This window comes from Ruegeria sp. PrR005 (assembly GCF_010500245.1).
Lineage (GTDB): Bacteria > Pseudomonadota > Alphaproteobacteria > Rhodobacterales > Rhodobacteraceae > Ruegeria_B > Ruegeria_B marisflavi.
Map to the genome: position 1 here is coordinate 35,467 of NZ_JAAGOX010000013.1, position 14,077 is coordinate 49,543.

General features: G+C 66.4%; 17 protein-coding genes. 3 read left to right on the forward strand and 14 right to left on the reverse strand.

What is annotated here, in order from left to right; translation table 11 throughout:
* Positions 1 to 2 precede the first annotated feature (2 nt).
* Entirely contained in the window at positions 3 to 1,916 is a 1,914-nt protein-coding gene (locus G0P99_RS10475) for a phage terminase large subunit family protein (RefSeq protein WP_370462752.1), read from the reverse strand.
* Complete coding sequence (locus tag G0P99_RS24735) at positions 1,831 to 2,427, reverse strand: terminase small subunit, Nu1 (RefSeq protein ID WP_239059765.1); 597 nt, start codon at positions 2,425 to 2,427, stop codon at positions 1,831 to 1,833. Before G0P99_RS24735 ends, G0P99_RS10475 begins: the two co-directional genes overlap by 86 nt.
* A 115-nt stretch (positions 2,428 to 2,542) precedes the next feature.
* Here G0P99_RS24735 and G0P99_RS10480 point away from each other — a divergent pair, with 115 nt between their 5' ends.
* The 3 genes from G0P99_RS10480 (at position 2,543) to G0P99_RS10490 (ending at position 3,614) form a co-directional block, all read left to right on the forward strand.
* Positions 2,543 to 2,725: a hypothetical protein gene (locus G0P99_RS10480; protein ID WP_164129523.1), complete on the forward strand. Its 183-nt coding sequence runs from the start codon at positions 2,543 to 2,545 to the stop codon at positions 2,723 to 2,725.
* A gap of 9 nt (positions 2,726 to 2,734) precedes the next feature.
* Positions 2,735 to 2,986: a hypothetical protein gene (locus G0P99_RS10485; protein ID WP_164129526.1), complete on the forward strand. Its 252-nt coding sequence runs from the start codon at positions 2,735 to 2,737 to the stop codon at positions 2,984 to 2,986.
* 94 nt (positions 2,987 to 3,080) lie between these two features.
* A complete protein-coding gene (locus tag G0P99_RS10490) occupies positions 3,081 to 3,614 on the forward strand; it encodes a DUF3489 domain-containing protein (RefSeq protein WP_164129528.1) in 534 nt (177 codons plus the stop codon).
* 53 nt (positions 3,615 to 3,667) lie between these two features.
* Here the strand turns inward: G0P99_RS10490 and G0P99_RS10495 are convergent, their stop codons facing one another.
* The 12 genes from G0P99_RS10495 to G0P99_RS10550 form a co-directional block, all read right to left on the reverse strand.
* Positions 3,668 to 4,018, reverse strand: a complete 351-nt coding sequence (locus G0P99_RS10495; protein ID WP_164129530.1) for a hypothetical protein — start codon at positions 4,016 to 4,018, stop codon at positions 3,668 to 3,670.
* A gap of 30 nt (positions 4,019 to 4,048) precedes the next feature.
* The gene (locus G0P99_RS10500; protein ID WP_164129532.1) at positions 4,049 to 4,264 is read right to left on the reverse strand and encodes a hypothetical protein; all 216 of its coding nucleotides are present in this window, start codon (positions 4,262 to 4,264) and stop codon (positions 4,049 to 4,051) included.
* A 9-nt stretch (positions 4,265 to 4,273) separates the two neighbouring features.
* Entirely contained in the window at positions 4,274 to 5,455 is a 1,182-nt protein-coding gene (locus G0P99_RS10505) for a DNA cytosine methyltransferase (protein ID WP_164129534.1), read from the reverse strand.
* Positions 5,456 to 5,458: 3 nt separating this feature from the next.
* Positions 5,459 to 6,685 (reverse strand): DNA modification methylase, encoded by a 1,227-nt coding sequence (locus G0P99_RS10510; protein ID WP_164129536.1) that lies wholly within the window; start codon positions 6,683 to 6,685, stop codon positions 5,459 to 5,461.
* A gap of 371 nt (positions 6,686 to 7,056) precedes the next feature.
* Positions 7,057 to 7,443: a DUF6362 family protein gene (locus G0P99_RS10515; protein ID WP_164129538.1), complete on the reverse strand. Its 387-nt coding sequence runs from the start codon at positions 7,441 to 7,443 to the stop codon at positions 7,057 to 7,059.
* On the reverse strand, positions 7,436 to 7,633 hold the full coding sequence (locus G0P99_RS10520) for a hypothetical protein (protein ID WP_164129540.1): 198 nt from the start codon (positions 7,631 to 7,633) through the stop codon (positions 7,436 to 7,438). The genes G0P99_RS10515 and G0P99_RS10520 overlap by 8 nt, the downstream gene beginning before the upstream one ends.
* Positions 7,630 to 8,118: a crossover junction endodeoxyribonuclease RuvC gene (locus G0P99_RS10525; protein ID WP_164129542.1), complete on the reverse strand. Its 489-nt coding sequence runs from the start codon at positions 8,116 to 8,118 to the stop codon at positions 7,630 to 7,632. The genes G0P99_RS10520 and G0P99_RS10525 overlap by 4 nt, the downstream gene beginning before the upstream one ends.
* Before the next feature lie 390 nt (positions 8,119 to 8,508).
* The gene (locus tag G0P99_RS10530) at positions 8,509 to 10,782 is read right to left on the reverse strand and encodes a PriCT-2 domain-containing protein (RefSeq protein WP_164129544.1); all 2,274 of its coding nucleotides are present in this window, start codon (positions 10,780 to 10,782) and stop codon (positions 8,509 to 8,511) included.
* A complete protein-coding gene (locus G0P99_RS10535; RefSeq protein WP_119896261.1) occupies positions 10,782 to 11,006 on the reverse strand; it encodes a DUF6511 domain-containing protein in 225 nt (74 codons plus the stop codon). Before G0P99_RS10535 ends, G0P99_RS10530 begins: the two co-directional genes overlap by 1 nt.
* On the reverse strand, positions 11,003 to 12,739 hold the full coding sequence (locus tag G0P99_RS10540; protein ID WP_164129546.1) for a DEAD/DEAH box helicase: 1,737 nt from the start codon (positions 12,737 to 12,739) through the stop codon (positions 11,003 to 11,005). The genes G0P99_RS10535 and G0P99_RS10540 overlap by 4 nt, the downstream gene beginning before the upstream one ends.
* Positions 12,733 to 13,677, reverse strand: a complete 945-nt coding sequence (locus tag G0P99_RS10545; RefSeq protein WP_164129548.1) for a PD-(D/E)XK nuclease family protein — start codon at positions 13,675 to 13,677, stop codon at positions 12,733 to 12,735. The genes G0P99_RS10540 and G0P99_RS10545 overlap by 7 nt, the downstream gene beginning before the upstream one ends.
* Positions 13,677 to 14,039, reverse strand: a complete 363-nt coding sequence (locus G0P99_RS10550) for a hypothetical protein (RefSeq protein WP_203583068.1) — start codon at positions 14,037 to 14,039, stop codon at positions 13,677 to 13,679. Before G0P99_RS10550 ends, G0P99_RS10545 begins: the two co-directional genes overlap by 1 nt.
* Between the last annotated feature and the right edge of the window lie 38 nt (positions 14,040 to 14,077).

Consider the following 14,077-nt stretch of genomic DNA (forward strand, 5'->3'; position numbering starts at 1 on the left):
GTTCAAAACCATCCCTCCCGCCGTCCAAGCCAGTCGGAGCGGCGCTTGCCCTGTGGAGCCTGTCCCGGCCGGTGAATTTGACCGGCGGGATCGGTGTCACCATGAGGCGCGGCCCCGAGCTGATCCTCGAGGTCGCGCCATTTCTCGTCGGGCCAACGGTCCGCGCCCGCGATCCAGGCGGCGGCGCGGGCGTAGACGCGGCAATCCAGCGCCTCGTTGCGTTCGCGGAGTTTCTGCCATTCGAGCTTGGCGAAGCCGCGTTTCGTGCGGACGGTCACCAGTTGCTCGGCAACGACCTGCTTCAGCCACTCGCTTTCGACCCATGTCGGCAGATGGATCGTGCCGGGCGCAAAGCCCGCGCCCTCGGCGCGTTCTTCTTCAGTCGGCCGTTCCAGCCGCAGAAACCGGTAGGTCTCGGCCTTGAAGGTCGAAACTGCCACGGTCCAGAGCCGCGCCCCGCGCCGCAGCCGTTTGCCGCCCTCGGTCGCGTCGACGAAGGTCGGGCCCGACACGGGACTGGAGCGGTTGAACCCCTCGACACCCTTTACCGGCGACACCTGCGCGAAGCCTTGCGCCCGCGACCAGGAATAAACGGCCGGGGCCTCGTAGCCCGTGTCGATGGCGAGCCGCGCGATCCTGAGATGCGCGCCGCGTTCGTGAGGCCAGGACCGGTCAAGCAGCGCGGTCAGTTCCGACCACGCGTCATGCCGATCCGGCCCACCCTCGATCACGACGTGATCGACGAGCCAGCTTTCGAGCCCGCGCCCCCAGGCCCAGACATCGACCTCGATCCGGTCCTTCTGCACGTCGGCCCCAGCGGTCAGGAACAGCCCGCCCGCAGGCACGATGCCCGGCTTCCAAGCTTCGCGGCGGTCGTAGAGCCGTTGCCAATCGGGGGCTTCCCCTGTCTCGACCCAAGTCTCACCGAGCGACGTATTGACGAAGGTCTTCATCGTCTCGTCCCCGCCGGAGCGGGCCGAGAGAAAGGCCCGCACCATCGCCTCCAGTCTGACCCAAGGCGAGTAGATCTCGTTCAAATGGAAGCCCGCCACGCCCGCGAATGTCTGCCCCGCCACCCAATGCCCTTTCGATACGGCCGCCCAGCGGGTCTCGTCCCGCCACGCCGCATCGCATTCCGCGCAGTGGTAGCGCGCCGTTTCGGGCCGGTGGTCGCCGTCGGGCCCCTTGCTCCAGCGCACCTGTGTCCAGGTCAGCACCTGTTCTGCCCCGCAGTCCGGGCATGGCACCCAGAACCGGCGCTGATCGCTTTCCTCGAAGGCTGCCTCGATCCGGCTGGTGCCCTTGTTCGTCGGCGTCGAGACCAGCACGATCTTGCGGTTCCAGAAAGTCACCGTGCGTTTCCTGGCGAGGTTGACCGGATCACCCTCGGCGCCCGCGCTGAACGGGTAGCGGTCCACCTCGTCGCATAGCAGCAGGCGGATCGGGCGGCTGGCCAGACCCGAGGGCGCGTTCGCACCCACGATGGTCAGATGCCCGCCCGGAAACCGCTTGTGCAGGATCTTGTTGTTGCCGTCGCGCGAACGCGGATCGGCGATCTTGCCCTGCAGGCAGGGCGTGTCGCGGGCCATCGGCGAGAAGCGGTCCTTCGACCAGGTTTCCGCGTCGCGCTCGGTCGGCATCACCATCATGATCGGCGCGGGATCCTGATCGATGTGATAGCCGCAGGCGTTGTTCAGCACCTCGGTCTTGCCGACCTGGGCGGAGGACATGATGACCACCGTCTCGGTCGAGGCGTCCGAGATCGCCTCCATGATCCCGCGCTGATATTCGGCCCGGCTCGTGCGCCATTGCCCGGGTTCGGCGCTGGCCTCAGAGCTCAGCCGTCGGTTCTGGTCCGCCCAATCGCTGATCGTCAGTTCCGGCGGCGGGCGCAGCACCTTCAGCGCTGTCTCCACCTTCCGCTTCAGGATCGGCGAGCCCGTCAATGTCAGCGCTGGCTTCGAGTTGGACATCTGGCTGCGCGAGATCATCGAGCACCTCGCGGATGGTCATTCGGATCAGGTTCCGGGTGTCTCCGACGGTTGATTGTTCAAAAACCTGCGGCGCCAGCCGGTCCGGCAGCGCGAGCAAGCGAGTGCGCAGAAGCGCCAGAACGGCGATCCAGGCGGCTTCGATCTCTTCGGCCGCAATCAGCGCGCCACGCTTTTCCTCGGCCTCCATCTCGGCGAGATCAGCCCGCGCCCGAATGAAGCGCGCCCGCTCGGCCGCGTAATCTGGCGCACCGGCCTGCGCCTTCGATGCCTGTTCGCGCAGGTAGCGGACATAGCCGCGCACCGAGCCGATCAGGTCGTATTGGCCGCGCTCGGCCTTCGGGATCACGCCCTCGCGGCTCAGCTGCTGAACCCGGCGTTCAGAGAGATCGAGGAGCCGCGCGATCACGCCGATGGGTTGCGTGGCTGACGACATGAGATGATCCGCGCGCTCCGATTAAAGCCATGTAATTGCTGCGATTATACTGGATGATGTGCCCCGGCAGAGCGAAGATGATCCTACGAAAACGATGCACCCCACGGATCCTGCCATGACCCTCGCCGAACGCTACAACCTCGAAGCCGCCCGCCTGCTTCCGCACATGGCCGCCGACCTTCAGGTCGATCCCGCAATCACCCGCGCGACCGAGATCGACGAGATCGTCTTCCGGCGCGGCGAGTTTCTGGGCGGCATGGCCTGCGCGATCCTCGCGATGATCGCGCAGAAGAACTGAGGGTGCAGGATGATGACCGAACGCCACCAACTCCGCGCCGAAAAGGCCCGCCGGAACCAAGAAGCCGCACTGGCGGCCTTCATTGAAAAGAAGGCCGAGATCGACGCGATGCTCGCCCGCCTGCAGGGGCTGAGCGATGACCACTTCGACGCCCACCCCGACGAGATCAATTGGGGCCACGTCGGCACCCTCGAACACTACGCGAGCCTGATGAAGCGCATCACCGACAGCGCGTTCGGCGAAGGCGAATTCGCAGACTGACCTTCGGCATCTCCGGACCTCTGCCGCGCGCGGGCGCGGCTTGGGGTCGTAGAAGGGATCGCGACGACCGCGACCCAGATCCGGAGACGAGCCCATGACCCAGCTTTCTGATACCCAAGCCTTGATCCTGAGCGCCGCCGCCCAGCGGCCCGAGCACATCGCCCTGCCGCTGCCCGAGAGCCTGCGGGGCGGCGCCGCCGCCAAGGTGGTCGGTGCGATGCTTGCCAAGGGCTTCCTCGAAGAGGTCGAGGCGGACATGCGCAAGGGCGAGCTCGTCTGGCGCGAGACTGGCGACGGGCACGGCGTCACGCTGGTTGCCACCGACGCAGGCCTTGCCGCCATCGGCATCGAACCGGACACCGCCGCTGCCCCCGAACCCGCGCCCAAGACGCGCACGCCGCGCGAGGGCACCAAGCAGGCCACGCTGATCGCCATGCTGCGCGCGCCGGGCGGCGCGACTATCGAGGAGATCATGGCCGCGACGGGCTGGCAGTCGCACACGGTGCGCGGCGCGATGGCAGGGGCGCTGAAGAAGAGGCTCGGACTCGAAGTTACCTCGGAGAAGGTCGAGGGGCGCGGACGCGTTTACAAACTCCCCGCCGCTTGTGGCCACCTACCCAAGAAATGAATGACCGCCGTCCTTCGGGGGCGGCGGTCAGCAACTTGGGTTCTGCACTAAGCTTACAGTTGACTTTCCGACTGTTTCAACGAGCTCTGCACCCACAATTTGGACTGCGCCTCAGCCTCCTCCCGATCCATGATCTCAGGATCAAAAATCCAATAGATCGCTCCGTAGCCATCAAAATATCGCCCGGCACTTTCAAGGCTACCGTTGTATCCAATCGCCCGAAGGTCTGCCAAAATATCGGCTTCTCGATGCTCAAAGGCAGTTGAACCCAGGCTTCCATGTCCTACGCCGAACTCCTGCCCATCGTTCGCGTAACCTTCAAGCTCCAACTGGTTCTTAAGACCCTCGATGATCGCCTTGTCAAAATTCATTATCGATATGCCCTCGTGCGTTATCTGCGACATGCTCGCCTTTCGAGCATGAACACACGGACATTAGACTGATCGGATCGCCTCGAACAACCGCCGGAGGACGTAGGACCGCGCTATGCTCACCACGGTGAACACCACGCCCATCTTCAGGTTCTGCGCCAGCGTCGTGTACATCCCGAAGATCGGGAAGATCAGGATCTGTGTGACGACCGCAACGCCGTAGCCGACGAACACGTTGGCGACGGACTCGACCAGCGACATCAGGCGGGACTGTTTCATGCAGCTGCCTCATCCATGGGCCAACAATTCAGCCGCCAGAGTTCGCAGCGCATGCGCCGCAACCAAGGGGACCACGCCGTTGCCACAGAGGCGAAGCCGGTCCACCCGGTGGGCCAGCCCATCAGCGCCTCGACGAACAGCGGGTTCAAGGTCCGGCGCGGCTCGGAGGTATCGCGCCCAGCCATCGGCGTCACCAGGACCTGGCGGCCAAGCAGGCCGTTCACCGGCGTGTTCGCCAGCGTCGTCGCCCCGTCCTTGTGATCCCGCGCCGTCGGCGTCATCCACATCCCGGCCGCGTGGGTCAGGTCCGCAGTCCGCCGGTTGCCCGCGCTCGGCTTGCATCCGTCGTTCGCCATCGGCGTCGGCCAGTCCCGCGCCATCCGGTCCAGACCCTTCTCGTCGCGCCGGTCGCCGCCCCGGCTCCGAAAGCTGTCGGTCTGCGGCGTCGGCCACATCGCGGCCGTCGTCGCAAGATTCATCCCGTGCTGACCCGCCACTTGTGACGGCGAGGGCTTCGTCTGCCTGTTCTCGTTCGCGCTGGCCCGGGGCGTCGGCCAGAGCCGCAGCAGTTCCGTCCGGTTCCCGCCACTCGAGCGGGTTCCAGAGCAGGCGCGCGGGGTCGGCCAGCTCGTCACCCTCGCGGATGGCGAGGATGAAGAGCCGTTCGCGCTTGTGGGGCGCGCCGACTTCCGCCGCCGTGAAGAGGCCTGCCGCAAGGCGGTAGCCCATGCCGACCAGTCCGCTGGCGACTTCGGGGAAGCCGAGGCGGAGATGATGGGCGACATTCTCGAGAAAGACGAAGGGCGGTTTGATTTCGCCGATGATGCGGGCGACATGCGGCCAGAGGTGGCGCGGGTCGTCCGCGCCCCGGCGCTTGCCCGCAACGGAAAACGGCTGGCACGGATAGCCCGCAGTGACGATGTCCACAGCGCCGCGCCACGGGAGGCCATCGAAGCTGGCAACGTCGTCCCAGACAGGCGCGTGATCCAAGGACGTGTCTTCCATCCGCGCCACGAGAGTGGCTGCAGCGAAGGTTTCCCGTTCGACATGGCCCACAGTTCGATATCCGGGGATGGCGATGGTGAGCCCGAGGTCGATGCCACCGGCGCCGGAGCAGAGCGAGAGGCCGCAGAGGCATGCGTCGCCTGTTCCGTCAGGCAGGCCTGCGGAAGGTAAAGCCAGGTCATCCATCCCTCAGCGGTCTTCGGTCTTGAGGTCGTCGTAGGGCGTTCCATCCCCGTCGAGGACGGCCTGTTGCCCGGTGAATTTCTGCCAGCGCTGGACGGCTACATCGACGTAAGCCGGGTTAAGTTCGATGCCGAGGCAGACACGGCCCGTGGTCTCGGCTGCGATCAGCGTGGTGCCCGAACCCATGAAGGGCTCGTAGATCGCCTGACCCGGGCTCGAATTGTTGAGGATCGGCCGGCGCATGCATTCCACGGGCTTCTGGGTGCCGTGGACGGTCTTTTCGTCCTGATCCTTGCCCGAGATGTGCCAGAGCGTCGTCTGTTTGCGGTCGCCCGCCCAATGGCCCTTGCCGGACTTGCGCACCGCGTACCAGGCAGGCTCGTGCTGCCAGTGATAATCGCCCCGGCTCAGAACCAGCCGTTCCTTGGCCCAGATGATCTGGGACCGGATCGTGAAGCCCGCGACCTCGAGGCTTTCGGCCACGGTCGCCGCGTGCAGCGCGCCGTGCCAAACATAGGCGACATCGCCCGGGAACAGCGCCCAGGCCTCGCGCCAGTCGGCCCGATCATCGTTCAGCACCTTGCCGGTGCGTTTGGTTTTGGCCGCCCCGACCTGGTTGCGCCAGCCCGGGTCGTATTCCACGCCGTAAGGCGGATCGGTGACCATCAGCAGCGGCTTCACCGGGCCGAGCAGCCGCTCGACATCGGTGGCGACCGTGCTGTCACCACAGAGAAGCCGGTGGTGCCCCAGAAGCCAGAGATCGCCGGGGCGGCTGACGGGATCTTCCGGGGTTTCCGGGATCTCGTCTTCGCCCTCCTGCGGACCGGTGCCCGCATCGAGGCTCGACATCAGCGCGTTCACCTCGTCCTCGGTGAAGCCCGTCAGGCCGAGGTCGAAATCCGCCTCCAGCAGGTCCGCCAGTTCGAGGTTCAAGAGGTCCTTGTCCCATTCGGCATTCTCGCCGGAACGGTTGTCCATGATCCGGAAGGCGCGGGCCTGGGACGCGGTCAGCCCCTTGGCGACATGCACCGGCGCGGTCTTGAAGCCGAGCTTGCGCGCCGCCTCCAGCCGGGTGTGTCCGGCCAGCACGACCATCGCCTCGTCCACGACGATGGGCTGACGCCAGCCAAACTCCTGGATCGAGGCCGCGACCGTGGCGATGGCCTGCTCGTTGCGCCGGGGATTGCGCGCATAGGGAATGATCTGCTCGAGCGGCAGGTCGACGACGTCCATGGGAATGTCCTTGGGGTGCCGGGCGGCGAAATGAGGGGCGTGAACCGAAATGCCCCCGCAGGGCCGTTTCGGTTCAGGCATGGGGTGTCGGGCCGTCAGGCCCTTCGCGTGTTGCCGCGTGGGCCCAAGCGAAACGAAACGGGTGTTTTTAGGGGTGTCACTGGGAAACCCTCGCGCTTCGCCCGCCCGCATAGGTTGGACGCCGGGAAGGACCCGCCTATTTCAGGGAAATGCGCTCCGCTGCGGCCCCGCTGTCGCGGGTCCGCGCGAATGGAAACGGGGAGAGCCGTCTTCCGACGCACTCTCCCCATCATATCCTTCAGATAGCATGGATCTGTTGCAGCTGTCGAAAATCAAAGTGTTGCAACACTTCATGCAGCCGCAGCATTGAGCCGCGCGGCGATCTTGGTGAGCGCGAGCTTGTGCTGGCGCCATGCGGTGCTGCGGTCGACGCCCAGATCATAGGTGATTTGCTTCCACGGCCGTCGGGCGGCACGCCACCAGATCAGGCGGCGTTCACTCTCGCCGAGCCAGAGCACCCAATCAAAGGTCTGCTCGAGCCGCGAGATCGCGGCGGCCGAGGGCCAGACCCGCATCGGTTCGGGTTCCATGGCGAGGATCTCGCGCTCGGTGCGGATGACCTGCGGCCAGGCGTTGAAATAGCCCTGCACCTTCACGGGCGGCAGCTTGCGGAGGGTGCGGAACGCCTCCTCGAAATGATCGGCGACGTCCTCGGCGGTCCAGATGTGCTCAGCCATGGCGCAGATCCTCGGCCGGACGCGGACCATAGAGCCGCGTACCCAGCTGCTCGACGAGTTCACGCTCGGGCCAGGTCAGGCGCTGATCGTCAACGCTGACAGCCAGCACGCCCTGTTCGCGCCAGCCGTCGCGCTTTACCTCATCAGGCGACCGGCGCTGGCCGCCATAGCCCTTGGGATGGAACCTCATGCTGCACCTCCACGGGCGTCGAGGGCCCAGAGCAGGATGGCGATGGCATCGGCCTCGTTGTCGTCCTCGGGGCTGAAGCCCTTCGCGCGGGCCGCTTCGATCATGGCCTGCTTGGGCGCGTTGCCCTTGCCGGTGGCGTGGCGCTTGATCGTGCCCACCGGCACCCCCTCGTAGGGGACGCCCCGCAGCTCGCCCCAGCTGGTGAGCGAGGCCATCAGCCCGCCATAGACATGGGCCGCGTCGGTTCCGGCGTGGCGGCGGACCTCCTCGAACCAGATAGCCGCGATGGGCCCAGACAGCCGGTCCAGTTCGGTAAGCCAGTTGGTGAGGCGCAGATAGCGCATGCCACCGCCATCATAGCGCCCGGGCCGGAAGCTGGCGGTGCCGCTGGTGATGAGCCCCTCGTGGCTGCGCAAGGCCCAGCCGGTGTTGGTGCCGAGATCAAGCGCAAGGATGCAGCGCGGGTGTTCGTGGGATTGGGTCATGAGAGACCTCCTCTTCGTGTTTGTGAGCGAGGCGAGCGGGCTGGCCGGTGAAGGCTGCGGTCTCGCCAGGCCCCGAAGGGTGGTCTGGTCAGTTCATGGGCTGGGCGGGTGTGCCGCCCGGCAAATCCTTCAGAACCTTCAGAGGGGCGTCGTGAAAGATTTCCGCCCCTAAGTGGTTGTCCTGTATGTGTAATATATAATCTTTCAATTATTCAATATTTCAATAGGTACCTGTCTCTCTCTTTTAGAACGCGCGTGCACGCGTATAAGGGAAAGGGGTCCTCTTGAAAGATTGAAGGATTTGAAGGATTCGGTTTTTCCCTTTCGTTTCTGCTGCTTGTCGGCATTTCGGCTTCAAGGGCCACTTCAGGCGGATTGAAGGATCTCCGGTCACCCGCCCCATCGCGCCATCCGGTAGACCATGGCCTGCTTGGTCGAGGAGCCGCGCATGCCCGTCGTGATGTCGCCGCTCTCGATCAGGGTGAGCAGAATTTCGTCGCGGTCGCGCGATTTCAGCCATTGGGAGGCGCGGGTGATCTCGGATTTGGTGATACCCTTGGGCCCGGCCGCGCGGACGATCTCCTTGAGCCGCTTCAGATGCGCCTCGGTCTCGGTATCCGCCACATGGCGCTCGACCGCCTCCATGGTGCGCCGCGCGTAATGGCGCACGAAGCCGATGGCCCAGTCCGCTGCGGTGATGTCGATCTCGGGGCGCACCGGGTCGCGCCCGACAGCCACGATCAGCGCCAGTTTCAGCGCGTTCTCTCCGATCCGGGCGAGAATGGCAGTGAAGGCCGTCCCGGCCGCTGCTCGCAGCTCCTCGGTCAGGGCGTCGCTGAGATCGGCGAACCGGACCCTTGCTGCATCCGACATCGGCACGCTCATCGGGTTCACGGCGGTGTTCTGATCGGCGGTCTTGCCGGTCAGATTGCCCTTCACGGCCCCGCCGCCTTTGGCGACCAGCTGGAGCGCATGGATCAGCGCGGGCGGGGCCTGCCGGATGCCTACGGCGAGGTTTTCGTCGGGATAGTCCTCATCACTCGGCAGGATCAGGAAACGGGCCAGCGAGCCATCGACCACGTTTGCCCCCTGCAGCGCGCCCCAGAAATGCAACGGCGTCGTGGTGCCATAGACGCAAAGGCAGGGCTGGTTGATGTCGCGCCGCTCATTCGTGCCGTCGCGGTTTGCGTATTCTGCCCCGAGGAAGATCCCGCCTGCGGCCGTGAAGAGCTCGGTCATGTTGTCAAGGATCTCGGTGATGTGGCGCGGGCTGCGCTTGCGGTCGGCAGCGGCCGACAGGAACATCCCAAATTCGTCGATCTGGAACAGGATCGCGGGCTGCCGATGAAGCGCCGTCAGTAGCCCCGCGCCGGAGGCGATCTTGTTGCCGCCGAGATGGTGGGCGAGCCCCGCCTCGAAGAAGACCTCGTTGATGATTTCGCGGGCGTGGTTCTTGCCCGATCCGCTGTCCGCGATCCCCACGACATAGAGGTTCGAGCGCAGGTTGCTGGTCGTGCGATACCGCCGCCCCATCAGCGCGCCGATGGCGCAGAGGCTGGCCCCGAGCGACAGAAGCGGCTGCGGGCGGCGCGCGGTGGCCAGCATATAGCCGGTCAGCTCGCCGACGAGACCGTCGGGGATGGTCAGGCTGAAGATCGGGTTTTCCGGATCGGCGACGGTCGGCGCGCTCCCCTCCAGCCGGGCCAGCAGATCGGCGGCCGGATGCGGGCCGTCCGGATCGAGGCTGCCATCAAGGCGCAAGGCGGCGTCGGGCTGCCAACCACGCTCCATGGCGAGGTGGTAGATCGTGCCCGCGCCGATCCGGTCGGGCCTGAAGCTCGCCCAGGCGCGGGCCGTGGTCGCGGGCACATCCTTGGCCGCCTGGGCCGACCAGGTGGCAAAGACCTCGCCGCCCGCATCGCCAAGCGCGCCTTTTAGCGCCATGCCAATGCGCATCCAGCTGTCGTAATCGAGCTCGTCATTCGGCAGCCAGTCAAGCGCCGACCGGATAGCCGGCAAGGTGCCGATCTGCCCGTGGTTTCGCAGGTATGTGGCCGGTGATGCCGAACCCAGTCCACGCTGACGCAGGGCCTCGGGCAGTATCGCATAGGCCTCGTCGAGAAAGGCCGCCGCCGCTTCCGCCGTGATTTCCGGAAGGTCGCTGATATCGAGATCGGCCAACCCCTCGTCGGGCCAGACATAGGGCGCACCGGTGTCGGGATGGTCGGCATAGGCCAGAAACTGCTGCCCGAGGCAGAGCACCTCGAGCGGATGGCGTTTGATGCCCCGAAACGGTGCGGCTGTGCGATAGACCAGCATGCGCTTCGGGGCGCGGCCAATGCGCAATGCGGGCGTGTCGCCGAGGCGCGCCCGAGCCAGCGCCTCGATCTGCAACGCCAGTTCGGCGTCCGCCGCGATGTCGATATCGACCGCCGCCACCGCACCTCCGACGATGCCGATACCGCAATCCGGCCAGGCAGCCCAGGTCGCGACCTCGACCTCCGTGGTCGGGCGTTCGGCATGGCGATTCCATTCCGGGTAATCGGCCCAGCCGCCGCGCTGGAACCGGCCGGGTTTCTTGGTGCCCGGGCCGATCGGCAGGATGGCATAGCCATTGGTGACGAGCCGCGCGCCGAAGCGCGCCATCCAGGACGTGTCGGCCATCAGAACGGCACCTCCGGCGCCATCGCGTCGAGCCGGTTGCGATCCTTCGCCGCCAGCGCGCGCAGGTGGTCGCAATAGCCGGTGACGACCGCATCGAGGAACCGGGCCCATTCCTCCTCGGACAGGGTCGCGAGGTCGGACTTGCCGATGGCTTCCAGATATTCGCCGCCCATCTGGCCGCCCTTGGCCATGGCCTCGGTCTCATTCGGGGTCGGATCGATCATGCCCTTCCTCCCATGGCAGATGTCCTGACAGGCGCGGCTGCAGAGCCGCTTGCGGCTGGCGTCACGCCGCGGGTCGGTGCGGCGGAACCCCGGTTCGAACCAGCCAAAGCCGCGAGGTTCCCGGTGGCAGACGGCGCAGAGGCCGGGGTCGGATGGGCGCATGGGGCGAACCTGTAGCCGGAGATCTCAAGATAGCGGCCCGAGGGGCGGACCGAAATTTCGCTGGGGCGCGCAAGGCGGCTCGTCTGCGCGAGAGCCTCGGCCACGCTCAGCGGCACGGGGCAGCCGGGCGCACGCTTGCGCCACCACTCGGCCGCCTTCTGGCGGGCATAGCCCTGATGCTCGAGGCAGACCCATTCGCTGTAGGTGGCGAGGCCGCAGCTATAGGTCACCTTGAGCGACGGACGGCCGCCCGCCTTGTCGTGGCGGCTGAAGGAAACGCCCGTGACCGGGAGCCATTGCTGCTTTGGCGAAAGCACCGGCAGCGTGGCGGCCGTGGGGGCGATCTTCACCTCGCGCGCCGGGAAGACATAGCCGCAATCCGGGCATTCCGTAGCCGAGAGCGCGACGATGCTGTCGCAATCCGGGCAGACCTTGGTTGGCGCCTCGCCACCGCCGCCATCACCGGGGCGCTTTGGCCGCACAAGGTCGATCGGACCGTGGCGGCGGACATTGCCGGCGAAGTCCAGCACCAGGCAGTTTTCCTTGCCCGGCGCGAGACGGGTGCCGCGCCCGACCATCTGCACATAGAGCCCGGCCGATTGCGTCGGGCGCAGCAGCGCGATCAGGTCGACTCCGGGCGCGTTGAAGCCGGTGGTCAGCACGCCCATCGAGGCGAGCGCCCGGATTTCGCCGCGCTTGAAGGCGGCAAGGATCGCATCGCGCTCGTCCTTCGGCGTGTCACCGAAGATCGTGCGGCAACTGATGCCCTGGCGGCCGAATTCCTCGGCCACATGACGCGCGTGCTCGACGCCCGAGCAGAAGGCCAGCCAGGACTTCCGGTCGCGGCCATGCGCGATGATCTCGGCGACGGCCGCGCGGGTGATGGCGTCCTGATCGACCGCCGCCGCCAGATCGCGCGCGATGAAGTCGCCCGCGCGGGTGCCCACCTTCGAAACATCGAGCCGGGTTGCGGGCTGTTTCGAGACCAGAGGGCTCAGATACCCCGCATCGATCAGCTCGCGGACCGGGGCCTCATAGGCGATGTCGGTGAAGAGCGCGTTCTGCCCCTCGTGCAGCATCCCGCAGTCGAGCCGGAACGGCGTGGCAGTCAGCCCGATCACCTTGAGCGCCGGGTTGATCGCCTTCAGCGCATCGAGGAAGCGCCGATACATGGTGCTCGACTTGCCGGGGATCAGATGCGCCTCGTCGATCAACACCAGATCGGTGTGGCCGATCTCGGCCGCGCGGCGGTGGATCGACTGGATGCCCGCGAAAAGGATCCGCGCCTGCGCCTCGCGCTTGCCGAGGCCCGCCGAATAGATGCCCGCCGGGGCGTCTGGCCAGATGCCGATCATCTCGGCGTGGTTCTGCGCGATCAGCTCGCGGACATGGGTCACGATCAGGATGCGCTGATCGGGCCAGGCCTTCAGCACGCCTTCGATGAAGGAGGCCATGACGAGCGACTTGCCGCCCGCGGTCGGAATGACCACCAGCGGATTGCCGGTGTGGGTGTGGAAGTAGCCGTAGATCGCGGTAATCGCGGCCTGTTGATAGGGGCGCAGGGTCAGCATGGCGCGGCCTCCGGGGAACGGGCGTCGTTGGTCCAGGTCGTGCCATCGGCCATGCGGTAGGTGACGAGATCGTCGCCCGCATCGATGACCTCGCCGGGGATGAGATCGGGGATGAAGAGATGGCGGCCGCAGGCGGCGCGTTGCTCTGCCGGGGCCAGCATCCGGTCGTGGCGGGCACAATGCCAACCACCGTCGACCGGCGTCGCATGCAGGCAGGACCGGCAGGTCACCGCGCCCCCACCGCCGTCATGGCAGGCCGCATGGTGATCGCAGAACCGGCATTCGAACCAGGCCGGGTCCTCGCTGATCCGCGCGGGCGGATGCTGGGCGAAGATGATGCGCCCCGCCTTTTCCGAGAGGCGCTCGGCCATGGCGCGGTCCGCCTCGATGCGCTCGACATGCAGCGCGTCGGTGTCCTTGCAGACCGCTACGTAAAGGGCGCGCGTGATGCCGGTCAGGTGCATGTAGATCTGCATCTGCGCGGCGTGCTGGGGCTTGGCCAGAACGACGCCCTTGGCGGTCAACTCATTGAAGCTCTTGACTGAGTGGGTCTTGAACTCCAGCACATGCCAGGTCTTCGGCGCCTCCAGAAGCCCGAGGGCTACGCCGTCGAGCGAGCCGCCGAAATGGCCGCCATGGGCCTCGACCCGGAACTGGCGGCCGGTCTCGGGATCGACTTCGAGCACGGTCGCTCCGGTGGCGCGCAGGTTGCGCACGAGCCGGTCCTCCTCCAGCTGGCCCGTCTCAAAAAGGCGCAGCAGGCGGCCGGAATGGCGCGCGGGCGTGATCCAGCGGAAATCATACCATAGCGCCCGGGCACAGGATTTGCCGATGATCGACGCCCCGAGGTGATCGCGGAATCCATCACCCTGCCGGGCCTCATAGTCCGCATAGATTGCCGTCAGCGTCGGCGTGGGGGCTTCGGGAAGTTCTGCCATCACAGACCCTCCCGTTCGCTGCGGGCCTGCGCCTCGGCAAGAATGCCGTCCCAGGTCTCGGGATCATGGCGTTCGCGCAGGATGCCGATCAGCGCGTCCTTGAGCTTTTCGCGGCGACGACGGCCCGTACCTTGGGCCAAGAGTTCCGCGCGCTCGCGGCACAGGTGGCGCAGTGCCGTGCGGGCCCGGTGGAACCAGTCCGGATCGATCGGCTTCTGGCCGCGCTGGCGGGCCAGATCGGCCGTCGCGATCTGCGTGCGGATCTTGGCGATGGCATCGTCGAGCTCGATCAATCGGCGCTGATCATCAGGCAAGCCGGGGCTGTTCACGGCCACGGGGGCCGCGTTGGTCATGTCAGTCATGGGAGTATCCTCGGATGGGGTTGTGCGCTGCCCCGTCA